This window comes from Cellulosimicrobium sp. JZ28, assembly GCF_015327065.1.
Taxonomy (GTDB): domain Bacteria; phylum Actinomycetota; class Actinomycetes; order Actinomycetales; family Cellulomonadaceae; genus Cellulosimicrobium; species Cellulosimicrobium funkei.
In genome coordinates this window covers 1,929,323-1,954,662 of record NZ_CP017660.1, presented here as the reverse complement: position 1 = coordinate 1,954,662, position 25,340 = coordinate 1,929,323, and the positions used below count along the sequence as shown (strand labels likewise).

At 76.6% G+C, this 25,340-nt stretch carries 22 protein-coding genes and 1 tRNA gene; 11 read left to right on the top strand and 12 right to left on the bottom strand.

The features are described from left to right. The first annotated feature begins 141 nt into the window (after nucleotides 1-141). The 3 genes from BJP59_RS08990 (at nucleotide 142) to BJP59_RS08980 (ending at nucleotide 4,682) form a co-directional block, all read left to right on the top strand. Nucleotides 142-525 carry an SHOCT domain-containing protein gene (locus BJP59_RS08990; RefSeq protein WP_034654895.1) on the top strand — a complete coding sequence of 128 codons (384 nt, stop codon included), beginning with the start codon at nucleotides 142-144 and terminating at the stop codon, nucleotides 523-525. Between the two features lie 9 nt (nucleotides 526-534). Then, nucleotides 535-1,935 (top strand): hypothetical protein, encoded by a 1,401-nt coding sequence (locus BJP59_RS08985; protein ID WP_194522762.1) that lies wholly within the window; start codon nucleotides 535-537, stop codon nucleotides 1,933-1,935. A 65-nt stretch (nucleotides 1,936-2,000) separates the two neighbouring features. Continuing rightward, on the top strand, nucleotides 2,001-4,682 hold the full coding sequence (locus BJP59_RS08980) for a LuxR C-terminal-related transcriptional regulator (protein WP_194522761.1): 2,682 nt from the start codon (nucleotides 2,001-2,003) through the stop codon (nucleotides 4,680-4,682). A 22-nt stretch (nucleotides 4,683-4,704) separates the two neighbouring features. Here BJP59_RS08980 and BJP59_RS08975 read toward each other — a convergent pair whose 3' ends face one another. The 8 genes from BJP59_RS08975 to BJP59_RS08940 all read right to left on the bottom strand — a co-directional run bounded on the left by BJP59_RS08975 (nucleotide 4,705) and on the right by BJP59_RS08940 (nucleotide 13,871). After that, a complete protein-coding gene (locus BJP59_RS08975) occupies nucleotides 4,705-7,416 on the bottom strand; it encodes a cation-translocating P-type ATPase (RefSeq protein WP_194522760.1) in 2,712 nt (903 codons plus the stop codon). A 147-nt stretch (nucleotides 7,417-7,563) separates the two neighbouring features. Beyond that, entirely contained in the window at nucleotides 7,564-8,238 is a 675-nt protein-coding gene (locus BJP59_RS08970; protein WP_194522759.1) for a response regulator, read from the bottom strand. Beyond that, nucleotides 8,235-9,695, bottom strand: a complete 1,461-nt coding sequence (locus tag BJP59_RS08965; RefSeq protein ID WP_228485359.1) for a sensor histidine kinase — start codon at nucleotides 9,693-9,695, stop codon at nucleotides 8,235-8,237. The genes BJP59_RS08970 and BJP59_RS08965 overlap by 4 nt, the downstream gene beginning before the upstream one ends. A 34-nt stretch (nucleotides 9,696-9,729) precedes the next feature. Then, the gene (locus tag BJP59_RS08960) at nucleotides 9,730-10,572 is read right to left on the bottom strand and encodes a hypothetical protein (protein ID WP_228485358.1); all 843 of its coding nucleotides are present in this window, start codon (nucleotides 10,570-10,572) and stop codon (nucleotides 9,730-9,732) included. 1 nt (nucleotide 10,573) lies between these two features. After that, nucleotides 10,574-11,455 (bottom strand): ABC transporter permease subunit, encoded by an 882-nt coding sequence (locus tag BJP59_RS08955; protein WP_194522757.1) that lies wholly within the window; start codon nucleotides 11,453-11,455, stop codon nucleotides 10,574-10,576. Beyond that, nucleotides 11,452-12,210, bottom strand: coding sequence for an ABC transporter ATP-binding protein (locus BJP59_RS08950; protein ID WP_086150538.1), 759 nt, complete (start codon nucleotides 12,208-12,210; stop codon nucleotides 11,452-11,454). The genes BJP59_RS08955 and BJP59_RS08950 overlap by 4 nt, the downstream gene beginning before the upstream one ends. A 216-nt stretch (nucleotides 12,211-12,426) precedes the next feature. Then, on the bottom strand, nucleotides 12,427-13,017 hold the full coding sequence (locus BJP59_RS08945; RefSeq protein WP_194522756.1) for a hypothetical protein: 591 nt from the start codon (nucleotides 13,015-13,017) through the stop codon (nucleotides 12,427-12,429). A gap of 176 nt (nucleotides 13,018-13,193) precedes the next feature. Then, on the bottom strand, nucleotides 13,194-13,871 hold the full coding sequence (locus BJP59_RS08940) for a FadR/GntR family transcriptional regulator (protein ID WP_043652628.1): 678 nt from the start codon (nucleotides 13,869-13,871) through the stop codon (nucleotides 13,194-13,196). 75 nt (nucleotides 13,872-13,946) lie between these two features. Here BJP59_RS08940 and BJP59_RS08935 point away from each other — a divergent pair, with 75 nt between their 5' ends. The 4 genes from BJP59_RS08935 to BJP59_RS08920 all read left to right on the top strand — a co-directional run bounded on the left by BJP59_RS08935 (nucleotide 13,947) and on the right by BJP59_RS08920 (nucleotide 17,568). Beyond that, nucleotides 13,947-15,212 carry an MFS transporter gene (locus tag BJP59_RS08935; protein ID WP_194522755.1) on the top strand — a complete coding sequence of 422 codons (1,266 nt, stop codon included), beginning with the start codon at nucleotides 13,947-13,949 and terminating at the stop codon, nucleotides 15,210-15,212. A gap of 70 nt (nucleotides 15,213-15,282) precedes the next feature. Further along, nucleotides 15,283-15,972, top strand: a complete 690-nt coding sequence (locus tag BJP59_RS08930) for a YoaK family protein (protein WP_194522754.1) — start codon at nucleotides 15,283-15,285, stop codon at nucleotides 15,970-15,972. A 101-nt stretch (nucleotides 15,973-16,073) separates the two neighbouring features. Next, the gene (locus BJP59_RS08925) at nucleotides 16,074-16,928 is read left to right on the top strand and encodes an SDR family NAD(P)-dependent oxidoreductase (RefSeq protein ID WP_194522753.1); all 855 of its coding nucleotides are present in this window, start codon (nucleotides 16,074-16,076) and stop codon (nucleotides 16,926-16,928) included. Between the two features lie 148 nt (nucleotides 16,929-17,076). Then, on the top strand, nucleotides 17,077-17,568 hold the full coding sequence (locus tag BJP59_RS08920; RefSeq protein ID WP_194522752.1) for a hypothetical protein: 492 nt from the start codon (nucleotides 17,077-17,079) through the stop codon (nucleotides 17,566-17,568). 88 nt (nucleotides 17,569-17,656) lie between these two features. On the opposite strand, the gene BJP59_RS08915 is transcribed toward BJP59_RS08920, so the two are convergent. After that, a tRNA-Leu gene (locus BJP59_RS08915) sits at nucleotides 17,657-17,744 on the bottom strand. 376 nt (nucleotides 17,745-18,120) lie between these two features. Here BJP59_RS08915 and BJP59_RS08910 point away from each other — a divergent pair. Next, on the top strand, nucleotides 18,121-19,266 hold the full coding sequence (locus tag BJP59_RS08910; RefSeq protein WP_378223161.1) for an AI-2E family transporter: 1,146 nt from the start codon (nucleotides 18,121-18,123) through the stop codon (nucleotides 19,264-19,266). 35 nt (nucleotides 19,267-19,301) lie between these two features. On the opposite strand, the gene BJP59_RS08905 is transcribed toward BJP59_RS08910, so the two are convergent. The 3 genes from BJP59_RS08905 to BJP59_RS08900 all read right to left on the bottom strand — a co-directional run bounded on the left by BJP59_RS08905 (nucleotide 19,302) and on the right by BJP59_RS08900 (nucleotide 21,015). Next, a complete protein-coding gene (locus tag BJP59_RS08905; RefSeq protein WP_081896040.1) occupies nucleotides 19,302-19,604 on the bottom strand; it encodes a DUF1905 domain-containing protein in 303 nt (100 codons plus the stop codon). 68 nt (nucleotides 19,605-19,672) lie between these two features. Further along, complete coding sequence (locus tag BJP59_RS19750; protein ID WP_228485357.1) at nucleotides 19,673-19,810, bottom strand: hypothetical protein; 138 nt, start codon at nucleotides 19,808-19,810, stop codon at nucleotides 19,673-19,675. Nucleotides 19,811-19,815: 5 nt separating this feature from the next. Then, nucleotides 19,816-21,015 (bottom strand): APC family permease, encoded by a 1,200-nt coding sequence (locus BJP59_RS08900; RefSeq protein WP_228485356.1) that lies wholly within the window; start codon nucleotides 21,013-21,015, stop codon nucleotides 19,816-19,818. Nucleotides 21,016-21,123: 108 nt separating this feature from the next. Here BJP59_RS08900 and ald point away from each other — a divergent pair, with 108 nt between their 5' ends. The 3 genes from ald to BJP59_RS08885 all read left to right on the top strand — a co-directional run bounded on the left by ald (nucleotide 21,124) and on the right by BJP59_RS08885 (nucleotide 25,195). Beyond that, on the top strand, nucleotides 21,124-22,239 hold the full coding sequence (ald, locus tag BJP59_RS08895) for an alanine dehydrogenase (RefSeq protein ID WP_175009790.1): 1,116 nt from the start codon (nucleotides 21,124-21,126) through the stop codon (nucleotides 22,237-22,239). Nucleotides 22,240-22,340: 101 nt separating this feature from the next. Further along, on the top strand, nucleotides 22,341-22,976 hold the full coding sequence (locus BJP59_RS08890; protein WP_194522751.1) for a GNAT family N-acetyltransferase: 636 nt from the start codon (nucleotides 22,341-22,343) through the stop codon (nucleotides 22,974-22,976). 77 nt (nucleotides 22,977-23,053) lie between these two features. After that, on the top strand, nucleotides 23,054-25,195 hold the full coding sequence (locus tag BJP59_RS08885) for a M3 family metallopeptidase (protein WP_194522750.1): 2,142 nt from the start codon (nucleotides 23,054-23,056) through the stop codon (nucleotides 25,193-25,195). Nucleotides 25,196-25,340: the final 145 nt, after the last annotated feature.

Sequence of the window (25,340 nt, the reverse complement as noted above, 5' to 3'; positions counted from 1 at the left end):
GACCCGGGCGGGATCACCCGGCGGGGGTGGCCCGCGGCGCCGGGCGGCCGACTACCCCCGACGGGTGAGCACGCGGACGCCGGGGCCGCTCCACAGTGGGAGCGTCACGGGACCGCCGTGACCCGACACGAGGGGTGCCCGATGGACGGATTCTGGGACTGGTTCTGGCTCATGGTGTGGTGGTTCTTCTTCATCGCCTACCTCGTCGTGCTGTTCCAGATCGTCGCGGACCTGTTCCGCGACAAGACGCTCAGCGGCTGGTGGAAGGCGCTGTGGATCGTCGCGCTGATCTTCGTCCCCTACCTGTCCGCGCTGATCTACGTCATCGCGCGCGGGCGGGGCATGGCGGAGCGGCACGCGGAGGAGCAGCAGGCGCGCCGGCAGGTCATGGACGACTACGTGCGGGCCACCGCCGGCACGGGCAGGTCGCCCGCGAGCGAGATCGCGGACGCCAAGGCGCTGTACGACGCCGGCACGATCGACGCCGACGAGTTCGCCCGGCTCAAGGCCCGAGCGCTCGCCTGAGGACGCGCGATGGCCGACGAGACCGCGCCGGGGCGCGAGGCGTCCGACGTCGCCGCGCGCCTCGCCGCGCTGGAGCGCGAGAACGCGGAGCTGCGGCGCCGGCTCGAGGAGCGGCCGGCCGCCGCGGCGCCCGCGGGCCCGGACGGCGACGCGACCCCGCCGGAGGCGGCGCGGCGGCCCCGGCGCGGGCTGCGCGCCGCCGCGTGCGCGGTCCTCATCACGCTCGGGGCGCTCCTCGCGCCGCTCGGCGCGGTGTCGGCGTGGGCGCAGCGCGAGCTCACGGACACCGACCGCTACGTCGCGACGGTCGGACCTCTCGCGGGCGACCCCGTCGTGCAGTCCGCCGTCGCCGGGCGGCTCACCGAGGTCGTCATGTCGCGCATCGACGTGGCCGCGCTCGTCGACGACCTCGTCGGCGGGCTCGAGGAGCGCGACGTCCCGCCGCGCGCGACCCGCGCGCTCGCCGCGCTGGAGGCGCCGCTCACGAGCGGCGTCGAGTCGCTCGTGCACGAGACGGCGACGCGGCTCGTGGAGAGCGACGCGTTCGAGGGCGCCTGGCTCCAGGCGAACCGGGTGGCGCACGAGCAGCTCGTCGCCGTGATGCGCGGCGAGGACGGCGACGTCCTGCAGGTGAGCGACGACGGCCGCCTGTCCATCCAGCTCTCCGGCCTGATCGACCTGCTCAAGGAACGTCTCGTGGACCGCGGCCTGGACGTCGCGGCCCGCATACCCTCGGTCGACGCGACGTTCACCGTCGCGCAGTCCGCCGAGCTCGTCATGCTCCAGAACCGGTACGCGCAGGTCGTGACGCTCACGACGTGGCTGCCGTGGGTCGTGCTCGGTCTGCTGGCCGCGGGCGTCCTCGTCGCGAACCACCGCTCGCGCGCGCTCGTCGTGGCCGGGCTCGCCCTCACGGGGGCGATGGTCGCGCTGGGCGTCGGGCTCGCCGTCGCGCGCGGCCTGTACCTCGGCGCGCTCTCGGGGCAGGTGCTGCGGCTCGACGCCGCGGAGGTCGTGTTCGACCAGGCCGTCGGCTACCTGCGTCTCACGCTGCGCACCGTGGGCGTGCTGGGCCTCGTGGTCGCGCTCGCCGCGTACGTGGGCGGGCCGAGCGCCTCGGCCCGCAGCCTGCGCGCGGGGCTCGGGCGCGCGGGCGCCGCCGCGCGCGGCTGGGGCGAGGGCCGGGGCGTCTCGACGGGTCCCGTCGGCGACTGGCTCGGCCGGCACAAGGCGTTCGTGCGCGTCGTCGTCGTGGCCGCCGCCGCGCTCGTCCTGCTGCTCGCGGGCACGCCTACGCCCGGCCTCGTCGTCGGGGTCGCGCTCGTCGCGGGCCTCGTGCTCGTCGTCGTCGAGGTCCTCGCCCGCCCGCCCGCCGTCGTCGCCCCGCCGCCCGGTCCCGGGCCGGCCTGAGGCGCGTGGCGAGCCCGCGCTCCGCTCGCCCTGCGGTCCGGGGGCCCCGGGAATACCCTGCCCCCATGGCCTCGGTCGAGCCGCGTGCCGAGCGGGAGGACGTGACGCACGCCACGGACGCCTCCGGGACCTCGCGCGCCCGCACCACCGTCCCCGAGCTGCCACCGTCCACGGTGGGCCGCCCGGAGGTCGAGGCGCTCGTCGCGGCGGCGGCCACGCGCCGCCTCACCCTCGTGTCGGCGGGCCCGGGCTGGGGGAAGACGACCGTCGCGGCGCGGTGGGCGCGCGGCGGCACCGGCCCGCGGGTCGCGTGGCTGACGCTCGAGCCGTTCGACGACAAGCCGGCGGCCTTCTGGGCCGACATGCTCGCGGCGCTGCGGGCGGCCGGGGCGGTGCCCGCGGGGCACCCGCTCGAGACCCTCGTCGTGCCGCCGCGCCTCACGCCCGCCCTCCTGCGCCGCGTGCTCGCCGCGATCGAGGCGCTGCCCGAGCCGGTGGTCCTCGTGCTCGACGACTTCCACCACGCCGCGTGCGCCGAGGTCGCGGCGACGGTGGACGACCTCCTGCGCTACCGGCTGCCCCTGCACCTCGTGGTCCTCACCCGCGTCGACCCGCTCCTGCGTCTGCAGCGCCTGCGCGCGCAGGGCGAGATGACGGAGGTCGGTGCCGCCGAGCTCGCGTTCGACGCCCCCGCGGTGGCGGCGCTGGCGACGGCGCAGGGACGCGACCTGGCGGCGGACGACGCCGGGCGCGTCGTCGGCGAGACCGGCGGCTGGGCCGTCGGGGTGCGGCTGCGCGTCGAGGAGCACGACGCGACGAGCCGGGCGCGCGCCGCCCGCTCGGCGGCGGAGTTCCTCCTCGCCGAGGTCCTCGACAGCCAGGGGCCCGAGGCCCGGCGCTTCCTCCTGCGCACGAGCGTGGCGTCGGCGGTGTGCCCCGACCTCGCGGCCGTCCTCGACCCGGGGGCGCCGACGGACCGGCTGCTCCCCGGCCTCGCCGCGGCGGACGGTTTCGTCATGACGTCGGGCGGCCGGCGCACCTGGTACCGCTACCACCCGCTGCTGCGCGAGATGCTCCTGCACCAGCTGCGCACCGAGGACGCGGCGGGGCTGCGCGAGGCGCACCAGGCCGCGGCCCGCTGGTTCGCGCAGGACGGGCAGGCGCTGCGCGCCCTGGAGCACGCGGCGGCCGCGGAGGACTGGCGGCTGCTCGGCGAGGTGTTCGTCGAGGGCGCGGCGGCGGAGCTCGCGGGGCCGCACCGCGAGACCGTCGCCCAGGTCCTGCGGCGCGTGCCGTACGCGACCCTGCGGCCCGATGCCCGCCTGCACCTGTGCGCGGGCGCGCTCGCGACCGTCGACGAGCGGTTCGACGCCGTCCGGCTCCACGTCGCGCGGGCGCGCGACCTCCTCGCCCCGGCCGCCGACCCGGTGGCCGACCCCGCCGCCGCCGTGCTCCTCGAGCTGCTCGCCGCGTCCGCCGCGCGGTCGACGGGCGACGTGCGGGCCCTTGCGACGGCCGCGGGCGCCGCGCTCGCCGCGGCGGACGCGGTGCCGTACCCGTTCCCCGCCCTCGAGACGTACCGGGGCCTCGCGCGGGCGCACCGCGCGGCGGGCCTCGCGTGGTGCGCGGTCGGCCCCGAGCCGGCGGGGGAGACGACGTCGGGGACGCTCGCCGCCCCTGGTGGCCGGTCGTGGCGCGCCCCGCAGCTCTACGTCCTCGGGGCGCGCGCCGCCGCGGCGCTCCTCGCCGTCGCGGCCGGTCGGCTCGACGTGGGGGACGCCGCCGCGCGCGAGGTGCTCGTCGAGGCGGAGCGCCGCGGCTGGGACGGGTACGCGCACGTGCGGCCCGCGCACGCGGCGCGCGCGTGGGTGCGGTATCTCCGGGCGTCGGACGACGGGCTCGACCGGCACCTCGCGCACGCCCTCGCGGCGGACGCCGGCGGGCGCGAGCCCGCGTCCGAGGCGGCCGTGCGGCTGTTGCAGGCGCTCGTCGCCGCGGACCGCGGGCACGCGCGCGCCGCGCGGCAGGCGCTCGTCGCCGCGGACCGCGCCCTGGGGCGGTCCGCGACGCCCCCCGTGCTCGCGGACCTGTGGGTGCGCGCCACGGCGGCCGCGCGTCTGGTCGACGACGGCACGGGCCCGGCGCTCGGGGCGCGCCTCGCGCGCGAACGCCTCGGGAGCGCCGCGGTCGTCGCGGTCTGCGGTGCGCGCGAGCTCCTCGCGGCGGGCCGCACCGGGGCGGCGGAGCGTGCCGTGGCCGGCCTCGGGGACGCGCCGGGGGTGGAGGCGGACGTCGTCGTGCGGGTGGAGGCGGCGCTCGTCGAGGCGTCCGCGCTCGCCCGGGCGGGCACGCGCCGCGTCGACGCCTCGCTCGGGCGAGCCCTCGACCTGGCCGCCGCGGAGCGGGTCGTCCGGCCGTTCCTCGCCGTCCGGGGCACCGAGCTCGACGAGCCGCTCGCGCGCGCGGTCGCGCGCCGCGACGACGCGCTCGCCGCGCTGCTGCGCACCCACCTGGACGCACCGGGCCGGGCACCGGAGCCGGTCCCGCTCGTCGAGCCGCTCACCGAGCGCGAGCTCGCGGTCCTCGCCGTCCTGCCGTCGATGGCGAGCAACGCCGAGGTGGCCGCCGACCTCTTCGTGTCGGTCAACACCGTCAAGGCGCACCTGAAGTCGGTCTACCGCAAGCTCGGCGTCGGCTCGCGGCGCGAGGCGGTGCGGCGCGGCCGCGAGCTCGGCGTCGTGCCTTGACGGGTCTTCCGAGGAGACGCGCTCAGGCGCGACGCCGGTCCATCGTGCGCAGCACGAGCTTCCCGAGCTCGACGAGGACGAGGAAGGCGAGCGCGACGAGCGCGCACACCCCCCACTGGCCTCCGTCGAGGTCGACGGTGCCGAAGATCCGCTGCAGCCCGTCGAGCGTCGTGACGAGGAACGTGAGCCCGAGCGACGCGAGCAGGAGCACGACGAAGCGGCCGTTCGCGAGCGTCTCGGACGACAGGATGCTCGCCCGCGGGTCGCGCCACTCGAGCGCGGCGACGACGTGCAGGAGCGACATCGCGGTGAGGCCCATCGTCGTCGCGACCGCGAGGTCGGCGTCGGCCTCGCCCCACGCGACGGCGACGAGCGTGCCGACGGCGATGAGCACGCCCCCGACGGCGAGCCGCACGCCGAGCGCGCGCCCGATGACCGGCTCCGTGGGTGGGCGGGGTCGACGCCGCATGAGGCCGGGCGTCGCGGCGTCGAAGCCGAGACCGACGGCGAGCAGCACGTCGATCGCGAAGTTGACCCACAGGATCTGCAGCGGCGTGAGCGGGGTGCCCCCGGCCACGGTAAAGATGCCCGCGCCGACGAACGTGAGGATGAACCCGACGAGGACGACCATCTGGAAGCGGATGTACTTCATGAGGTTGTCGTAGAGGCCGCGGCCGCCCTCGACCGCCGCCACGATCGTGGCGAAGTTGTCGTCAGTGAGGATCATCTCGGCGGCGTCCTTCGTCACCTCGGTGCCCGTGATCCCCATCGCGACGCCGATGTCCGCGCGCGTCAGGGCGGGGGCGTCGTTCACGCCGTCGCCCGTCATCGCGACCACGTCGCCCTTGCGCTTGAGCACGTCGACGAGCCGCACCTTGTCCTCCGGCGCCACGCGCGCGACCACGCCGATCTCGCCGACCTCCGCCTCGAGCTGCGCGTCGGACATCGCGGCGAACTCGGCGCCCGTGAGCGCGCGCCCCTCGATCCCGAGCTGCCCGGCGATCGCCGCGGCCGTGGTGACGTGGTCGCCCGTGATCATCCGCACGCGGATCCCGGCGTCGCGGCACTCGGCGATGGCGTCGCGCGCCTCGCGGCGCGGGGGGTCCACGATCCCGACGAGCGCGAGGAGCTCGAGGTCGCGCACCGCGTCGAGCAGGTCACCCGCGAGCTCGTCGCGCGCGACGGTGCGCCGTGCGACGGCCAGCACCCGCATGCCCTCGCCCGCGAGCGCGTCGTTCTCCGCGAGGACGCGCGCGCGGCCCGCGTCGTCGAGGGGCGCCGACCCTCCGTCGGCCGTGAGGTACCGGGCCGAGCGGGCGAGCAGCACGTCCGGGGCGCCCTTGACGAAGCACACGAGCTCGCCGTCGATCTCGTGGAACGTCGCCATGAGCTTGTACGCGGCGTCGAACGGGACCTCCGCGACGCGCGGGTGCTCGGCGCGCGTCTCCTCGACGTCGAGCCCGGCCTTCGCCGCGAGGACGACGACCGCGCCCTCCGTGGGGTCGCCGATGCACTCGCCGTCGCGCACGACGGCGTCGCTCGCGAGCGCCAGGGGGAGCGCGACGGGTTCGAGCGGGACGTCGGTCGACCCGGCCGCCGCGAGGATGCGGCCGGTCGTGGAGTAGCCCTCGCCGTCGACGGAGAACCGGCGCCCGGCGAGCACGAGCCGGCGCGCCGTCATCTGGTTGAGCGTGAGCGTCCCGGTCTTGTCGGAGCAGATCGCCGACGTCGACCCGAGCGTCTCGACGGACTTGAGCCGCTTGACGATCGCGCCCTCCTCGGCGAGGCGGCGCGTGCCGAGCGACAGGAGCATCGTCACGACGGCGGGCAGCCCCGTCGGGATCGCGGCGATCGCCAGGCTGATCCCGACCACGAAGAGGCTGTCGAAGTCCTCGCCGCGCACGAGCCCCAGCACGACGACCACGACGAGGGCGACCGCCGCCATGACCGTGATGATCACCGTGATGCGGTCGAGCTGGCGCGTGAGCGGCGACCTGTCCTGCTCGACCCCGCTGAGCATCCCGGAGATGCGGCCCACCTCGGTCGTCATGCCCGTCGCGGTGACGACCATCTCGCCGCGCCCGCGCGTGACCTGGGAGTTCATGTACGCCATGTCGGTGCGGTCGCCGAGCGGGGCGTCGTCCGCCGTGACCGCCGCGACGCCCTTCGCGACGGGCGTGCTCTCGCCCGTGAGCCCGGCCTCCTCGATCTCGAGCGAGGCGGCGACGAGCAGCCGCCCGTCCGCGGGGATCTTGCCGCCCGCCTCGAACCCGACGACGTCGCCCGGCACGAGCTCCTCGGCGGGAACCTGCTCCTGGCGCCCGTCGCGGCGCACGGTGGCCGTCATGACGAGCATCTGCTGGAGCGCGGCGACGCTCTGGGCCGCCTTGCCCTCCTGGTGCAGGCCCATGAGCGCGTTGAGGACGGTGAGGGCGAGCACGACGACGCCGGTCGTCACGTCCCCGAGCGCGATGATGCTCACGACGGCCGCGCCGACGAGGACGAGCTGCATGAGGTCGCGGTACTGGCGCAGGAACGCCTGCCACGGCCGTTCCTTGCGCTCCTGCGCGAGCGCGTTCGGCCCGTAGCGCGCGCGCCGCTCGGTGACCTGCGCGGACGTCAGCCCGACGGCCGGGTCGACGTCGAGCGCCGCGCACACCGCCTCGGGCGGTGCCGTGTGCCAGGGGCCCGTGGGGGCCGGTGCCTGCTGTCGGGGGATCGGTGCAGCCGTCATCCTCGGCTCCTCTCGGGCGCTCGTCCCACCGTCGCAGCGGGCTCGGGCGGGGTCCTCACCCGGCGGGGGTGAACGCCCCGCGGCGGCGCGGCACCGGTGCGCGACGTGCCGCCGACGCCCGCGCTCGACGCGCGTGCCGCCCGGGCCTCAGCCGCGCGACCCCACGAGCCCGCTCTCGTACGCGACGATCACGGCCTGCACCCGGTCGCGCACGCCCAGCTTGGCCAGCAGGTTGCCGACGTGCGTCTTCACGGTCGTCGCGGACAGCACGAGGCGGTCGGCGATCTCGGCGTTCGACATACCCTCGGCCACGCACCGCAGGACGTCGAGCTCGCGCGGCGTGAGGGAGCGCAGCCGGGGGTCGAGGCCGTCGTCGACGGCCGGCTGCTCGCCCGCGGGCAGGTGCGGCGCGAAGAGGTCGAGCATGCGGCGCAGCACGCGGGGCGCGACGACCGAGCTGCCTGCCGCGACGGTGCGGATCGCCTCGACGAGCTCGTGCGGGCGCGCGTTCTTCAGCAGGAACCCGCTCGCCCCGGCGCGCAGCGCCGCGAACGCGTACTCGTCCACGTCGAACGTCGTGAGCACGAGCACGCGCGTCCCGGGTTGCTCGGCGACGACGCGCCGGGTCGCCTCGATGCCGTCCATGCCGGGCATCCGGACGTCCATGACGACGACGTCGGGGGCGAGGGCCGCGACCTGGGCGAGCGCGACGCGTCCGTCGGAGGCCTCGCCCACCACCTCGAGGTCGGGCTCGGACTCGATGACGAGCCGGAAGCCCATCCGCAGCAGCGCCTGGTCGTCGACGAGCAGCACGGTCGTCACGGTCGTCCTCCCTCGTCGTCGTGCACGTCGCGGTGCGGGTGCTCCTGCTCGGGCGCGCTCCGGGCCCCGACCTCGCCCGGGTCGCAGGGCAGGACCACGTGCACCGCCCAGCCGCCGCCCGGTCGCGGCCCCGCCTCGACGACGCCGCCGAGCAGCGCGGCGCGCTCGCGCATGCCCACGATCCCGCGCCCGGTCCCGCCGCCGGCCGCCGGACGCGTTCCGCCCTCGTCCCGGACGTCGATCTCGACCGCGTGCGCGGTGCGCCGCACCTCGACCTCGGCCGCGGGCGTCCCGGGCGCGTGCCGCAGCACGTTGGTCAGGGCCTCCTGCACGATGCGCACGGCCCCGAGCCGCAGCGACGTGTCCGCAGGCAGCGCGACGTCGAGGCCGCTCGCGGCGACGGGCACGCCCGCCGCGCGGAACCGTGCGACGACGGCCGTGAGGTCCGTCCCGGTCGGCTCGACCGGGGTGCCCGCCCCGTCGCCGCCCTCCTCGGGGTCGAGCGCGCCGAGGACGCGCTGCATGTCGGCCAGCGCGTCCCGTCCCGTGCGGGACAGCTCGTGCAGGGCCTCGCGCGAGCGGTCCGGCGCCCGGTCGAGCGCCGCGCCCGCGCCGTCGGACAGCGCGACCATCACGGACACGCTGTGCGCGACGACGTCGTGCATCTCGCGCGCGATCCGCGCCCGCTCGGCGGCCCGGGCGAGCGCCGCGCTCTGGTCGCGGTCGCGCGCCATGGCGCGGTAGCGCGCGACGAGGTCCTCGTCGTGCAGCCGTCGTGCCCGTGCTCCCGATCCCGTCGCCATCCCCAGCAGCAGGAGCGCGAGCAGGAGGAGGACCGACACGGAGCGCCGGCCGGGGGAGAAGGGCGGCTGCGCGAGGTCGCGCACCGGGTCGCCGTCCGGCAGGACGATCGGGTCGCTCCACAGCAGCATCTCGGCGAGGCCGATGTCCTGCCACCACCACAGCGCCGCCACGACGACGGCGAGCACCGCCCCGCACACGATCCACGCCGTGCGGGGCGCGCGCTCGGCGGCCACGGTGTGCACCGCGCACGCGAGGCACACGCCGAGCACCCCGAGCACGCCCGCCGTCGCGAGCGACGCGACAGCCAGGACGGTGAGGGCCGCCGTCACGGTCAGCGGGCGCGACCGCCGGACCAGGAGCAGGCCCGCCCCGAGGGCGGCCCCGACGAGCCAGGCCGCGACGACCACCTGGGCGACGGGCTCGTCGGGGCGGAACAGCCCCAGCCCGGTGGACCCCTCGACCGTCGTGAGCGCGACCGCCGCGGTGACGAGCCCGAGCAGCGCGACCGCGCCCGCGAGCGCGAGGTCGGTCGCCCACGGGTGCCGCGCCAGGACGCGGCCGACGGCGCCGCGCCGCCGCACGTCGGGCTCGGCGCGCGGGCCGCCGTCGTGCGCCCCGGGTGCGGACGGGAGGGCGAGGGGCGACGAGGGCACGGGCCTACTCTCCCATCGGCCGTCGCGCGGTGCGTCAGACGACGTCATGGCGCCGCAACCGGTACGCCGCCGCCGCGAGCAGCGCGGCGGCCCACGCCGCGAGGACGAGACCCCCGCCCCACGTGCCGAGGTGCGGTCCCAGGGTCGTCGCGTCGAGGGCGGCGAGCCGGGCGTCGTCCTGCAGCAGGCGAGCGCCCGCTCCGGGCAGGAGGGCGCGCGCCGTGTCCGCGACGCGTCCCGGGTTCGTCGCGAGCACGTGGTCGAGCACGACGAGCAGCACGACCCCGCCGACGAGCGCCCCGTCCGGCCGCCGCACGAGCGCCCCCAGGCCCAGGCCCACGAGGGCGACCCCGGTCAGGTAGAGCACGAATCCCGCCAGCACGCGCAGCGTCTCGCCGTCCGCGAGGTCGAGCACGAGCGCGGCGTCCGCGCGCTGCCCGGCGGTCGCGGCGAGCGCCGCGCCCAGCGCGAGCACGGCGACGGCGAGCGCGGCCGCCGTCGTCACGAGCGCCTGCGCCGCGAGCACGGGCAGGCGGCGGGGGACCGCGGCGAACGTCACGCGCGCGGTGCCGGTCCGGAACTCGCCGGCGCCGACGCACGCGCCGAGCACGAGGAAGCCGAGCTGGGCGAGCACGGACCCTGCGACGGCGAGCGGCGCCCCGGAGGACCCGGCGTCGGGCCGGGCGAACGCGCCCAGCGCCCATGCCGTCCCCGCCGCCGCGGCGACGGTCGCGAGCGCGAGCCAGGCCGTCGAGCGCAGGCTCGTCAGCTTGTCCCACTCCGCCGCGAGCACCCGGGGCAGGCTCACCTGCGGCCGGTCGGGCGCGGGCGCGGTGCGGGTCGGCGCCGGGGTCGTCGGGGGGATCGTCGCGGCCACGTCAGACCACGTCCCGCGTGCGCAGGCGGGCGGCGGCCAGGGCGAGCGGGACGAGGACCCACGCCGCGAGGACGAGCCCTCCGCCGACGGCACCCAGGTCGGGTGCGCCCTCGACCGGGCCCTCGCCCGTGAGCAGGGACGCCGCCCCGGTGGGCAGGAACGTGACGACCGTGTTCACCGCCGCCTGCGCCGACGAGACGCCCGCGGGTGCCGCGAGCGGGTCGCCCGACAGGTCGGCCGCCAGCACGAGCGCGACCGGCAGCACGAGCACGACGAGCACCGCCGCGGTGAGCGCGGGGACGGGCCGCCGCACGAGCGCGCCGATCGCGAGGCCGAGCAGCGCCATGCCGGCGAGCAGGAGCGTCATCCCGACGAGGACCTGCGGCGTGCCGTCCCGGCCGAGGTCGAGCGCGAGGCCGCGCGCACGGGCCGACGGCAGCAGCGCGAGCACAGCCGCCCCGACCGCGAGCACCGCGGTGAGCAGTGCGAACGCGGCCGTCGCCGCCGTCTGCCCCACGAGCACGGGCCAGCGCCGCGGCTCGGCGACGAACGTCGTGCGGAACGTGCCCGTGCTGTACTCGCCCGTCCCGACGAGGACGCCCAGGACGAGCGGCGGCACCTGGGCCAGCAGGAGGCCCGACGTGAGGGAGCCGAGCGGGTCGAACCCCGGGTCCACGGACGACGCCTGGGCCGAGAGGTACGTCAGCACGGCCGAGACGACGACGGTGAGCGCGGCCGCCCACCACGACGAGCGCAGGCTCGTCAGCCTCGTCCACTCGGCGGCGACGGCGCGGGGGAGCGTGGGACCAGCGGCGCTCGCGGGCCGGGGTCCTGCCGGGTGCGCACGCCGCGACGACGCGGTCGGTGCGGTGGGGGCGGTCATCGGGCACCTCCGGCCGACGCCAGACCGGTCTCGCCCGCGGCACGGCCGCGGTACTGGACGGCGTCGGCGGTGAGCCGCAGGTAGGCCTCCTCGAGCGAGCCCGCCTCGCCCGCGAGCTCCTGCACCGGCGCGTCGGCGAGCAACCGGCCCTGGCCGATGACGACGACGCGGTCGGCGCACAGCGCGAGCTCGTGCATGAGGTGCGACGACAGCAGCACCGCGCGGCCCTCCGCCGCGAGACCGCGCACGAGCCCGCGCACCCACAGCACGCCGTCGGGGTCCAGGCCGTTGACGGGCTCGTCGAGGACGAGCGTCCCGGGGTCGCCGAGGAGCGCGCCCGCGATGCCGAGACGCTGGCCCATCCCGAGCGAGAACGTGCCCGCGCGTCGCCCCGCGACGCTCTCGAGGCCGGTCATCCCGATCACCTCGTCCACGCGCGCCCGCCCGATCCCGTGGGTGCGGGCGAGCGCCGTCAGGTGGCGGAACGCCGTGCGGCCCGGGTGCACGGAGCGCGCGTCGAGCATGACCCCGACCGCGCGCAGGGGCGCCGGCAGGTCCGCGTACCGGCGGCCGTCCACGGTCGCCGTGCCGGAGGTCGGGCGCTCCAGCCCGACGACGACGCGCATCGTCGTGGACTTCCCGGCACCGTTCGGGCCGAGGAAGCCCGTCACGGTCCCGGGCCGCGCCGTGAACGTCAGCCCGTCCACCGCCGTCGTGGGTCCGTAGCGCTTCGTCAGCGCCTCCACCTGGATCATCGGTCCTCCCGTCGTCCGCGGGCCCGGTCGTCGGGCACCGCCGTCGTCGACGCTACGGACGCCTGCGGGGCCCCGGCTCGGGCGGTCGGCCGAGATCCGCGACCCTCCCGCCTCCTCCTCGGGGAGGAGGAGGTCGTGCCGGGGTGGGACGAGCATGCCCAGGTGGGACGGTCCTGCCCGGGGGACGGGGCGCGGCGCGGGCGGGCACGACGACGGTCAGGCGGTGGCGGTCCTTGCGGCCATCCGGACGCCCGCGTCCCATCCCGGTGCGCGCCCGCCGCCCGGGGGGACGTGGTCGGTCGCGAGTCGTGCCCGGGCGAGGGACCACGCGACGAGCGAGTTCGAGTTCCACATCTCGCCCCCGCCGGGCGGCCGCCGACCCCACGTGAGCGGCGGGACGCCACGCACGGCCCGCAGGATCCGCACGACCGCGGCGGCGTCGCGCGTGACGACGACGGGTGGCCCGACGGCGTGCTCCCGGTCGGGGATGGCGCCGTGCGCCCAGCAGCGCACCTCGTACCGGAACCAGCGGGAGCGGCCCAGCGGCCGCAGACCCACGGGGCCGGTCACGACGACGCCCCGGTCGCACACCGGGCCGCCCCACGCGGGGGTCATCTCGACGACGTACGGCACCCCGTCGCAGCGCAGTCCCAGCGCCGCGTGGAACAGCGGGCGGGGACGCCGCCGCGCGAGCAGCGCGGCGGCGCGCTCCCACGCGGCGCTCGTGCGGCGGACGACGTGGCCCCCCGCCCCGACGGGCAGCCAGAGGAGCTCCGCCCGGTCGTCGCCGGGCGTGGTCGCGGTCACGCCCCGACGCTACGGCACCCGGGTCCGCGCGGGAGCGGTAGGCTCGGGGGCATGCTTCCGGCGTGAGAGCGCCGGCGGGATCCGAATGAGACAGCGGATCGAGAGGCCCCGTCGCTCCACACGACGGGGCCTCTCGCTGTCCCGGCGCGTCCTGCCGCCCGGCCGGGTGCCGTGCCTCACCGGACCGGGGAGGGCGCGGCGTCCGCTCCCGGCAGGAACGGGCCGAAGATGGCGGCGACCGCTGCGGCGGCGCCGGCGGCGTCCTGCCGCGCGACGGCCTCGACCAGCTCGTGGTGGTGGCGGTGCGCCGCCTCGTCGTCCTCGTTCTCCTCGTCGCGCATGTGCACGGTGAAGACGTCGAGCATGCTCGAGTAGAGCGTGACGTAGAGCGGGTTGTGCGTCGCGGCGACGATCGCGCGGTGCAGGTCGAGGTCGGCGCGCGCGCGGGCGTCGCGGTCGTCGGCCTCCCAGGCCGCCTCACGCCGGTCGCGGAGCTCGCGCAGGTGCTCGACGTCGTCGTCCGAGCGGCTCGCCGCGGCGAGCGAGGCGGCGGTGCTGTCGAGGGCGAGCCGGAGCTCGAGGTAGTGGCGGCGGCTGCCGCCTGCGAGCTGGCGCTCCAGGGTGCCGGTCAGCTCGGAGCTCGAGATGACGAACGTGCCGCGGCCCTGCTCGCGGCGCAGCAGCCCGGCGTGCACGAGAGACTGCAGCGCCTCGCGCACGGTGTTGCGCCCGACGCCGAACTCCGCCACGAGCGCGGCCTCCGTGGGGATCCGTTCGCCGACCGCCCAGCGACCCGAGACGATCTCGTCCCGGAAGCGCGCCGCGGCCTGGTCGATGAGGCCTACTCGACGCATCGGTCCGCCTGTGCCAGACTGCTCCAGATTCATCCCATGATCCCATCATCCGCCGACCTCAGTGTGGAGTGTAGCGTGACGACCCTCTCTCCCTCCCGGCCCCGCGTGCGCCCCGGACGCCTCACTCTCTGGGCGGGTCTCGCCGTCGCGCTGACGGCCCTCAACCTCCGGACGGCCGTGACCGGGTTCACCCCGCTGCTGGAGACGGTGGGCGCCGACCTCGGGTTCGGTGTCGCCGTCGCGGGCCTGCTCGGCACGGTCCCCGCGGCGTCGTTCGCCGTGTTCGGCTTCCTCGCGCCCGCGGTCACGCGGCGGTTCGGGCTCGAGCGCACGGCCACCGTGGCGCTGGGCCTCACCGCGCTGTCCCTCGTGCTGCGCGCGGCCTCCCCGACGACGACCGTGCTCGTCCTGTCGACGGTGCTCGCGCTCGCGGGCATCGGGGCGGCCAACGTCGTCATCGTGCCGCTGGTGAAGGCCTGGTTCTCCGACCGACTCGCGCTGTGGACCTCGCTCTACCTCCTCCTCATGCAGACGGGGCAGTTCGTCGCCCCGCTGCTCGCGGTGCCGGTCGCCGAGGCGAGCAGCTGGCGCCTGTCCGTGGGGCTCTGGGCCGGGCCCGCCGCCGTGGCCGCCGTCGTCTGGCTCCTGCTCGCGCTCCGGCTGCCCGCCGCCCACCACGCGCCCGCACCCGTCGCGGCGGCCGGCGCGCGCCTCCGGGTGGGCCGGTCGTCCACCGCGTGGGGCCTCGTCGGCCTCTTCGCCATGATGTCGCTGTCCAACTACGCGATCATCACGTGGGTGCCGGCCGTCCTCACCGACGCCGGTGGCAGCGCGGCGCTCGGTGGTTCCATGGTCGCGCTGTACTCGGCGTGGGGCGTGCTCGCGGCGCTGGTGGTGCCCCAGGTCGCCACCCGGATGACCAACCCGTTCGTCGTCGTGGTCGCGTGCTCGGTGGTGCTCGTCGCCGGGTACCTGGGCCTCCTGCTCTCCCCGCTCGACGGCACGGTGGTGTGGGTGTGCGCCCTCGGCATCGGGGTGAGCACCTTCCCCCTGTGCATGACGCTCATCAACCGGCGCACGCGGACGGCCCAGGCGGCGTCGGCCGTGTCCGGCTTCGTCCAGGGCATCGGGTACGGGATCGCCTGCTTCGGGCCCCTCGGGCTCGGCCTGCTGCGCGAGGCGACCGGCTCGTGGTCCGTCCCGCTCGTCGTGCTCGCCGCGACCGCCGTCCCCGGGGTCGTGGCCGGCTGGTTCGCCTGCCGTCCCCGCTTCGTCGACGACGCCGTCGTCATCGCCGACCGTCCGGCGGACGACGTGGAGGACCGCGCGGCCGGCGCGTGACGCCGCACGCGGGCTCGGGGCGGCGCCCGGCCGACGCGCCGCGGCCGGACCGGGCCCGTACGGTCGGACGATGACCGACCCGCGCGACCGGCCGTACGTGGCCGGCCTGCTCGTCCTGACCGTGGCGACGGGCGTCGTCGACGCGGTGAGCTACCTCGCGCTCGACCAGGTGTTCACCGGCAACATGACGGGCAACGTGCTCTTCGTCGGGTTCGCCGCCGCCGGTGCGGGCGGGATCCCGCTGCTCAACAACGTCGTCGCGCTCGTCGCCTTCGTCCTCGGCGCCGCCCTGTGCGGGGCGCTGCTCCGCGGGCGCGCCGACGACGCGCGGATGCCGCGGCGCGCGCTCGGCGTGCTCGCCGGGGGAGCGGTGCTCGTGGTCGCGGGCGGCGCGCTGTGGCTCGCCGTCGGGCGCCTGCCCACGCCCGCGGTCCTGGCCCTCACCGCCGCCCTCGCGCTCGTGATGGGCGCCCAGGCGGTCGCCGTGCGGGGCGCCCACGTCCAGGACGTCTCGACCGTCGTCGTCACCACGACGCTCGTGAACCTCGCCCTCAGCAGCCCGCTCGCGGGCGGTTCCGGAGAGGGCGCGGCCCGACGCGCGGGGGCCGTGCTCGCGATGGGCACGGGCGCGGCCGTCGGCGCCGTCGTCGTGCGGTCGTGGTCCGGTGCGGCCGGCCTGCTGCTGGCGGGCCTCCTCGTCGCGGTGGGCACGACGACGCTCGCCCTGGCCCGCCGCCACGACGCCGGGGCGCCACGCTGACGCGCCCGACGGGCTCCCCGGGCGCGTCAGCCGTGCTCCGGCTGCCAGCCCTCGGTCCCGCGGCTAGCCTCGCGGGACGGCACCCTCGGAGGGAGAGCGGGATGAGCCAGGGACGAGTGGTCGTGGTCACCGGCGCGGCGCGCGGGATCGGGCGCGCGACGGCGGTCGCGTTCGCGCGGGCGGGCTACCGGGTCGCCGGCCTCGACATCGCGGCCGTCGCGAGCCGCGCGCTCGAGTACGAGCCCGCGAGCCCGGCCGACCTCGCGCGGACCGGCGAGCTCGTGGAGGAGGCCGGGGCGTCGTGGCTGCCGCTGGTCGCCGACCAGCGCGACCTCGCTGCCGTGCGCGCGGCGCTCGGGGAGGTCGTCGAGCGGTTCGGCGGCCTCGACGTCGTGTTCGCCAACGCCGGGATCCAGGGCTTCGCCTCGGTCCTCGACATGAGCGACGAGCTCTGGCACGACACGATCGACGTCAACCTCACCGGCGCCGCGAACGTGCTGCGCGCCGCGGCGCCGCTGCTCGTCGAGCGCGGCGGCGGGCGGATCATCCTCACCTCGTCGACCCAGGGGCAGCACGGCACGCTCGAGGGCAGCGCGTACTCGGCCTCCAAGTGGGGGCTCATCGGGCTCATGAAGTCCGCGGCGCTCGACCTCGGCCCCCACGGGATCACCGTCAACGCCGTGATCCCCGGCCTGATCGACACCGCCCTGACGCGCCACGAGGAGCGGTACGCCCAGGCCCTGGAGTCGTCGGGGAAGGCGCCCACCGGCGACGTCGCCCGCGACGAGCGGGCGGCCGCCGCCGGGCTGGCGAGCAAGCTCCCCCTCGGGGTGCCGTGGCTCGCGCCGGAGGACGTCGCTCCGGCCGTCGTCTTCCTCGCCTCGCCGGAGGCGTCCATGATCAGCGGCACGAGCCTCGCGGTCACCGGCGGCGACAGCGCCAACGTCACGGCGTGAGCCGACGCGTGGGGCGCGGCCCCTCCGGTGCTCAGGCACCTCAGGCTCGGAGCACCCGGGGCTGAGGAGGTGCGGCGCGCGCTGAGGCCCCGGGGCGGGTCGGGACGGCGCGTTCGACCGATCCGGGACGGGGCGCCTCAGGACGAGCGTGAGCACCATGCCCGCCATCGACCCGCAGCTGCCCGTCCTCGTCCGCACGGCCCGTCTCGTCGGCACCTCGGTGCTGAGCATCGGCGTGGCGGTCGCCCTCGTCGCGTGCGCGGCGGCCACCGACCCCATCGACCCGTCCGTCGCGGACCGCACGTATCTCGGGCTGCCCGCCGAGGGCGGCGAGGTGCACCCGTGGTCCGACGCCGAGACCCCGGCCGTCGGCTACGCGCGCGGCGGCGAGCCGCAGACCGTGAACGTCGTGACGTTCGGGTCGAGCTCGTGCCCGCTCGTCCCGGTCGACTACACGTGGGACGCCGAGGAGCGCGCGCTGAGCTTCCGCCTCGGTCGCCGGGCGGGCACCGACGAGCGCCCCTGCACCCTCGACACCGCGCCGTCGACGAGCGTCGTCGTCGTGCCCGGCCTGCCTGCGGACGAGGCCGTGACGATCCTCACCTCGGGCGACGACGTCGTCCTCCCGCCGGGGCGCTGACACCACGTGCGCGCCAGGGGACTGGTGTGTGCCCCGGGGACGACGAAGGCCCCTGGTCTGCGTCTCCGCAGGCCAGGGGCCTCGATCATGGTGTCCGGAGGGGGACTTGAACCCCCACGCCCGATAAAGGGCACTAGCACCTCAAGCTAGCGCGTCTGCCATTCCGCCACCCGGACGAGTGGACCTTCCCGGCGTTTCCGCCGTTCGGGTGCGGGGAAAAACATAGCACGGTTCGGGGGTGGTCCTCACATCGCCGTCACGGCCCGGACCAGGGCCGCGACCTCGACCGCGACCTCGACCGCGACCTCGACGTGACCTCGGGCGAGGCCGTGCGCGGCGCCCGGCGTGCGGGGACGACCTGGGGCAGACTGGGCGGATGGTGGCCACGACGCGACGGAGGCACGCGTGACGGACGAGCAGCGACCCGCAGCAGGCCCGGCACCGACACCTCGGCCGGGCTCCGGCTCCGACCGCTCGGCGGCGTCGGTCAAGCACCTCGCCGGGGCGTCGAGCGCGGCGCGCAAGGTCGCCGGGGCGCGTCGCAACCCGTCGGTGGTGGGGTACGACGAGACGGTCCCCGCCTGGCTGCGCACGACGGCCGGCTGGTCGTGGCGCCTGCTCATGATCGTCGCGGCCGTCGCGCTCGTCTTCTTCGCGACCGCGCAGGTGCAGCTCGTGTTCGTGGCGGTCTTCCTCGCGCTCGTCATCACGTCCGTGCTGCGACCGGTGACCGACTTCTACAGCAGGATCATGCCGCGCGGCCTGGCCACGGGGCTCGCGATCCTCACGGCCCTGCTCTTCTTCGCGGGCCTGCTGACGTACGTCATCACGTCGGTCGCGGGCCAGTGGCAGAGCCTCGCGGAGCAGTTCGACCAGGGCATCGAGCAGATCTTCGACTTCCTCGAGAACGGCCCGCTGCCGGTCACGATCACCGCGGACGACGTCAACGGCTGGATCGACAACGGGCGCCAGTGGCTGACGGAGCACGGCGGCGACATCGCGAGCCAGGCCGCGGCGAGCGCGGGCTCGGTCTTCGAGGCGTTCGCGGCGATCGCGCTCGCGATCTTCTGCACGGTGTTCTTCCTCGCCCGCGGCAAGGACATGTGGACGTGGTTCCTCAACCAGCTCCCGTCGCGCTCGCGCGACAGCTGGAAGATCGCGGGCGGCGCCGGCTGGTACACCTTCTCCGGCTACGCGCGCGGCACGGTGATCATCGCGCTCGTCGACGGCATCCTCGCGGGGATCTTCCTCGCGATCCTCGGCGTGCCGCTCGCGGCCCCGCTCGCCGTCCTCGTGTTCATCGGGGCGTTCATCCCGATCATCGGCGCCCCGCTCGCGATGATCATCGCCGCGATCGTCGCGCTCGCGGCCAAGGGCTTCCTCATCGCGCTGATCGTGACGATCGGCATCGCGCTCATCGGGCAGTTCGAGGGCCACGTGCTGCAGCCGCTCGTCATGGGCAAGCAGGTGTCGCTCCACCCGGTGGTGGTCGCGATCGCCGTGACGGCGGGCACGCTGCTGGCCGGGATCCTCGGCGCGGTCGTGTCGGTGCCGCTCGTCGCGGTCGCGTGGTCGGTGTTCTCGCACCTGCGGCACAAGGACCCACCGATGGAGGACGAGCTGCCGACGGCGAAGGAGATCGCCCTCGGGGACGTCGGCCCGGGCGTCACGCCGCCCCCGGAGGGCGCGACGAGCTGACCTCGCGCCGTCCCTGCCCGGGCGGCCGGGAGGGATCACCGCGGGACGGCGGAGACCCCCGCGTCGAGCCGGACCGAGACGTGCACGGTGTCCCCGACGTCCTTGCCGGTCGCGGCTCGCACGGACCGGAGCACGGCGAGCAGGTGCGGGCCGCCGTAGGCGACGAGGGACGCGTGGTACGCCACGTCGTCGACCGCCGCGAGCACGGGGACCCGGCCGCGCGTCCCGAACAGGTCGAGGACGTCGACGGGGAGCGCGACGAACGCTCCCGACCGTGTCCCGGCGGCGACCACCACGGCGTCGAACTCCACCGGGCCGGGGTCCGTCCACGTGGGCATGGCGTCGACCGTAGCGGAGAGCGCGGACGCGGGGAACGGGCCGCCCGGGCGATTTCCGCGCGGCTCGGTCAGCCGGCCTCGGGCCCGGCCGACCGGCCGTCGGCTCGTGCGCGCCCGGCGCCGCGGCGGACGAGCGTCACCACGACCGCGGCCGCGGCGAGCAGCGCCGGCGCGACGAGCGACGCCCCCGCGAGGAGCAGCAGCACCGCCGTCAGGGCCGTCGCGACCGCGGCGAGCCACCACCCGGGAGAGCGTCGGGGGAGCAGGCGCAGCGCCGCCACCATGCCCAGCGCGTAGACGGCCACCATGCTGCTCGTGTGGACCCGGACGAACGGCTCGAGGTCAAGCCCCGTGGCGACGGGCACCGCGAGGTAGCCCGTCGCGAGCGCGAGCGTGACGGCCAGCGCGCGTCCCGGGCGAGCGCCTGCCCGAGGTTCGCGAACGCGGCAAGATACGCGGTGAGCACCCCGGACGTGACGACCGCGGCGACGACGCTCACGAGCACCGGACCCGCCCCGGGTGCGCCTACGCGCGCGAGGTCGAGGAGCGCGACCGTCCCCGTCCCCGCGTCCGTGCCGAGCACCCCGACCGTCGTGACCTGGAGCGTCAGGTACGCGACGCCGACCACGACGAGCGCCACGCCCGTCGCGGCGGGGATCGTGCGCCGCGGGTCGCGGAAGTCGGCCGAGACGTGCGTGCCGACCTCCCACCCCGCGAACGCCCACACGAACAGGCTCACGGCGGAGCCCACGCCGGACCACCCCTCGCTGAGGAACGGCGTGAAGCGCTCGGCGCTCGCCGCCGGCGCCGCCGCTGCGACGACCACGACGACGGCCGCGAGCAGAAGCGTCGTCAGGCCGAGCTGGACGGCGCCGGCCACACGCACGCCGAGCGCGACGGCGAGTGCCGGCACGACGACCAGCGCGACCGCCACGACCGGGACGACGGCGCGGTCCGCCCCGACGACGGCGACGACGTACTCGGCCCCGAGCACCGCGACGACGGGGACGCCCGCGCACACGCCGAGGAAGAACCAGTACCCGGTGGCGCGGGCCGCCGTCGGGCCGAGCGCCGCGCGCACGGCGCTCGCGACCCCGCCCCGGTCCGGGTGCCGTGCGGCGAGCGCGGCGAACGTCCCCGCGAGCGGCACGCTCGCCACGAGGACGAGCGCGACGGCGAGCACGGACGCAGGCCCGGCGACGCGCGTCGCGAGGCCCGGCAGGGCGAGGACGCCGGTCCCGAGGACGCTCGCGACGTACAGCGCGCTGCCGCGCGCGAGGCCCAGCGTGCCCGCCGGGGTCGGGGCCGGGGCCCGGTCGAGCGGGCTGGTGGGCAGATCCCGTCCGGAGCGGGAGGCCGCGCCGCGCGTCGGGGCGGGCCGGGCTGTCGTGCGGGAGGTCGTCGGGTCCACCCGCCCACCCTGGCAACGACGGCGGGGCCGGACGAGTGGCAGTCAAGACACGCAGGCACAAGATCCTGCCACCCTGCGCACGACGGCCGCCTGCGGCCACACTGGACCATGAGGATCGGGATACCCACCGAGGTCAAGAACCACGAGGACCGCGTCGCGCTCACCCCCGCCGGCGCGCACCACCTCGTGCGGGCCGGGCACGACGTGCTCGTCCAGTCCGGGGCCGGGACCGGCTCCCACCTGCCCGACGCAGAGTTCGAGAGCGCGGGGGCGCGCATCGTGCCGACCGCCGAGGAGGTCTGGGGCGAGGCGGAGCTCGTCTGCAAGGTCAAGGAGCCGGTCGCGAGCGAGCACCGCTTCCTGCGCGACGACCTGCTGCTCTTCGCCTACCTCCACCTCGCCGCCGACGCGGCGTGCACGCGCGCCCTGCTCGACGCCGGCACCACCGCCGTCGCCTACGAGACCGCCCAGGCCCCGGACGGCACCCTCCCGCTCCTGGCGCCCATGAGCGAGGTCGCCGGACGCATGGCGACCCAGGTCGGCGCGTGGCTCCTCCAGCGCCCGGCAGGCGGCCGCGGCGTCCTGCTCGGCGGCGTGCCCGGGACGCGACCCGGTCGGGTCGTCGTGCTCGGGGGCGGCACCGCGGGGCGCCACGCCGCCGAGATCGCCGTGGGCATGCGCGCCGAGGTCACGGTGGTCGACCTCGCGCTGCCCGTGCTGCGCGCCGTCGACCGAGAGTTCTCCGGGCACGTGCGCACCGTGGTGTCGAGCGCGTACGCGATCGAGCGCGAGGTGCTGGAGGCCGACCTCGTCGTCGGCGCCGTGCTCGTCGCGGGGGCGCGCGCCCCGCGCCTCGTCACCGACGACCTCGTCGCGCGGATGCGGCCCGGCGCCGTGCTCGTGGACGTCGCCGTGGACCAGGGCGGGTGCTTCGAGGGGTCGCGGCCCACGACCCACGACGACCCGACCTTCGCCGTCCACGGCACCACGTTCTACTGCGTCGCGAACATGCCCGGCGCGGTTCCCGTGACGAGCACGCTCGCGCTGACCAGCGCGACGCTCCCGTACCTCGCGGCGCTCGCGGACGGCGGGGTCGACGCGCTGCGGGAGGTCCCGCTCCTGCGGTCGGGGGCGTCCACCCACCGCGGCGCGCTGCTCAACGCGGCGGTGGCCGCCGCGCACGACCTGCCGTGGACGCCCGTGGAGGACGCCCTGCGCCGGTGACCCACGCGGGTCCGGGCACGGTCGAGAGCGGCCGTCGCTGCGATCACCCGGGCGGCGAGTCCGGGTGACGCCGCGCGGCACGGCGTGCCAGGCTCGGGCGGGTGCACCCCTTCGCCCTCGACGACGGCCGCGTCCACCTGTCCACCCCGACCCTCGACGACGTCGATGCGATCACGGCCGCGTGCCAGGACCCGGACGTCGCCGCGTGGACGGTGGTGCCGTCGCCGTACACGCGCGCGGACGCGGTGCAGTTCGTGCAGGAGTACGTCGGTCCCGGGTGGGAGCGCGGGGACGTCCTCACGTGGGGCGTGCGCGAGAGCGCGGGCCGCTCGGGCATCCCCGGCCCCGACGGCGTGAGCCCGCTCCTCGGCATGATCGGCCTCAGCCTCGACGACGCGCCCGAGGGACGGCGGTCGGCCGAGATCGGCTACTGGACCGCCCCCGGCGCCCGGGGCCGGGGCCTCATGACGGCCGCGGGCCGCCTCGTCGTCGACTGGGCGTTCGACCCGGAGGGGGCGGGTCTCGCGCGGCTCTTCTGGCAGGCGTACGTCGGCAACTGGCCCTCGCGCCGGACCGCGTGGCGCCTCGGGTTCCGGGTCGAGGGCACGGTGCGCGGCTTCGCGCTGCAGCGCGGCGAGCGACGCGACGCGTGGCTCGGCACGCTCCTGCCCGACGACCCGCGCGAGCCCGCGGAGCCGTGGCCGGGGGACGCGCCGTCGTCGGGCCGCGCGGCCTGACGCCCTACCGCCGCCGTGCTCCGGACGGCGGGGTGTCCGTTTCCGTCGCGCCTGCCCGCGGGGTCAAGATGGGCACCATGACCTCCGAGCCCACGACGCGCGCCGACGCGCCCGCGCCCACCACCGCGCCGGCCCTCCTCGACCTCGACCCCGCCAACCCGTTCGCGGCGCCGTCCGTGCTGCCGTACGAGCTGCCCGACTACGACGCGATCCGTGAGGAGCACTACCTCCCGGCGCTGCGGGCCGCGACGGCCGCGCAGCGCGCGGCGATCGAGACGATCGCGACCGACGACGCGCCGCCCACCGCCGCGAGCGTGCTCGAGGCGCTCGAGCGGTCGGGCCGCGACCTCGCGCGCGTGCTCAACGCGTTCTACAACCAGCTCTCGGCCGACGCGACGCCGGGCCTGGAGCAGATCGAGGAGGAGTTCGCGCCCGAGCTCGCGGCCCACCACGACGCGATCTACATGGACGCGCGCCTCTACGCCCGCGCCCGCGCGCTCCAGGACGCGGTGGACGCCGGCGAGCAGACCCTCGAGCCCGACGCCGCGTGGCTGCTCCGCACGCTGCTCGTCCGGTTCCGCCGCTCGGGCGTGGAGCTCGACGCCGAGCAGCAGGAGCGCCTGCGCACGCTCAACGGCCGCCTGACCACGCTCGAGGCCGCGTTCGGCCGCAAGCTGCTCGCGGGCGCGAACGCCGCGAGCGTGCTCGTCACCGACCGTGCGGAGCTCGACGGCCTGGCCGAGGACGCCGTCGCGGGCGCGGCGGCGGCCGCCGCCGCGCGCGGGCACGAGGGCGCGTGGCTGCTGGAGATGCAGCTCCCCACCCAGCAGGGCGTCCTCGCCTCGCTCGCGCGCCGCGACGTGCGCGAGCGCGTGCAGCAGGCGTCGGAGTCGCGCGGTGCGACCGGCGACGACCACGACACGCGCGAGATCGTGCTGGAGACCGTGCGCCTGCGCGCCGAGCGCGCGCGCCTGCTCGGCTACGAGCACCACGCCGCGTACGTCGCGGAGGACGCGACCGCCAAGACGACCGAGGCCGTGAACGCGATGCTCGCGCGGCTCGCTCCCGCCGCCGTCGCGAACGCGCGCCGCGAGGCGGCCGACCTCGAGACGGCGCTGCGGGCCGACGAGCCGGGCGCGACGCTGCGCGCGTCCGACTGGTCGTTCTACGCCGAGCGCGTGCGCAAGGACCGCTACGCGCTCGACGACGCGCTGCTGCGCCCGTACCTTGAGCTCGAGCGCGTCGTGCACGACGGCGTGTTCCTGGCCGCGAACCGCCTGTTCGGCATCTCCTTCGCCGAGCGCCACGACCTCGTCGGGTACCACCCGGACGTGCGCGTCTTCGAGGTGTTCGACGCCGAGACGCCGGGGGAGCCGGGCCAGGGCCTGGGGCTGTTCCTCGCCGACTGGTACACGCGCGAGTCCAAGCGCGGCGGCGCCTGGATGAACAACCTCGTCGACCAGAACCACCTGCTCGGGCAGAAGCCGGTCGTCGTCAACAACCTCAACATCGTCAAGCCGCCGGCAGGCCAGCCCACGCTGCTGGTGTGGGACGAGGTCATCACGCTCTTCCATGAGTTCGGGCACGCGCTGCACGGCCTGTTCTCCGACGTGCGCTACCCGTCGCAGTCCGGCACCGAGGTGCCGCGCGACTTCGTCGAGTACCCCTCGCAGGTCAACGAGATGTGGGCGTGGGAGCCGTCGGTCCTGCGCTCCTACGCGGTGCACCACGTCACGGGCGAGCCGATGCCCGCCGAGTGGGTCGACACGATGCTCGCCTCGCGCCAGTTCAACGAGGGCTTCGGCACGACCGAGTACCTCGCCGCGGCGCTGCTCGACCAGGCCTGGCACCAGGTCGGGCCCGACGGCGTCCCCGCGTCGGAGGCGGACGTCGTGCCGTTCGAGGCCGCCGCGCTCGAGGCGGCGGGCGTCGCTTTCGGGCCCGTCCCGCCGCGCTACCGCACGACGTACTACAACCACGTGTTCGGGGGCGGGTACGCGGCCGGGTACTACTCCTACATCTGGTCCGAGGTCCTCGACGCCGACACGGTCGAGTGGTACCGCGAGAACGGCGGCCTGTCGCGCGAGAACGGCGAGCGCTTCCGCCGCGTGCTGCTCGCGCGCGGCGGCTCGCAGGACCCGCTGCAGTCGTTCCGTGAGCTCCGCGGCCGCGACGCCGACATCGCGCCGCTCCTCGCGCGGCGCGGCCTCGACGCCTGAGCCGCCGGCCCGGGGAGGCCCCGAGCCTCCCCGGGCCCCGCCCAGGGTCCGCTCCGGGCGCGCGCACGCCGCCCGGCCGACGCCCGGCCCCGGGGACCGCGGGAGGCTGCCTCCGCCGGTTCGTGGGGCGACGACGTGTCCGGCA

Bases quoted from the DNA above. Each gene is read 5' to 3' on its own strand.
- BJP59_RS08990 (WP_034654895.1), top strand. From the start codon at position 142: ATGGACGGATTCTGGGACTGGTTCTGGCTCATGGTGTGGTGGTTCTTC.
- BJP59_RS08985 (WP_194522762.1), top strand. From the start codon at position 535: ATGGCCGACGAGACCGCGCCGGGGCGCGAGGCGTCCGACGTCGCCGCG.
- BJP59_RS08980 (WP_194522761.1), top strand. From the start codon at position 2,001: ATGGCCTCGGTCGAGCCGCGTGCCGAGCGGGAGGACGTGACGCACGCC.
- BJP59_RS08975 (WP_194522760.1), bottom strand. From the start codon at position 7,416: ATGACGGCTGCACCGATCCCCCGACAGCAGGCACCGGCCCCCACGGGC.
- BJP59_RS08955 (WP_194522757.1), bottom strand. From the start codon at position 11,455: ATGACCGCCCCCACCGCACCGACCGCGTCGTCGCGGCGTGCGCACCCG.
- BJP59_RS08950 (WP_086150538.1), bottom strand. From the start codon at position 12,210: ATGATCCAGGTGGAGGCGCTGACGAAGCGCTACGGACCCACGACGGCG.
- BJP59_RS08940 (WP_043652628.1), bottom strand. From the start codon at position 13,871: ATGCGTCGAGTAGGCCTCATCGACCAGGCCGCGGCGCGCTTCCGGGAC.
- BJP59_RS08930 (WP_194522754.1), top strand. From the start codon at position 15,283: ATGACCGACCCGCGCGACCGGCCGTACGTGGCCGGCCTGCTCGTCCTG.
- BJP59_RS08925 (WP_194522753.1), top strand. From the start codon at position 16,074: ATGAGCCAGGGACGAGTGGTCGTGGTCACCGGCGCGGCGCGCGGGATC.
- BJP59_RS08905 (WP_081896040.1), bottom strand. From the start codon at position 19,604: ATGCCCACGTGGACGGACCCCGGCCCGGTGGAGTTCGACGCCGTGGTG.
- ald (WP_175009790.1), top strand. From the start codon at position 21,124: ATGAGGATCGGGATACCCACCGAGGTCAAGAACCACGAGGACCGCGTC.
- BJP59_RS08885 (WP_194522750.1), top strand. From the start codon at position 23,054: ATGACCTCCGAGCCCACGACGCGCGCCGACGCGCCCGCGCCCACCACC.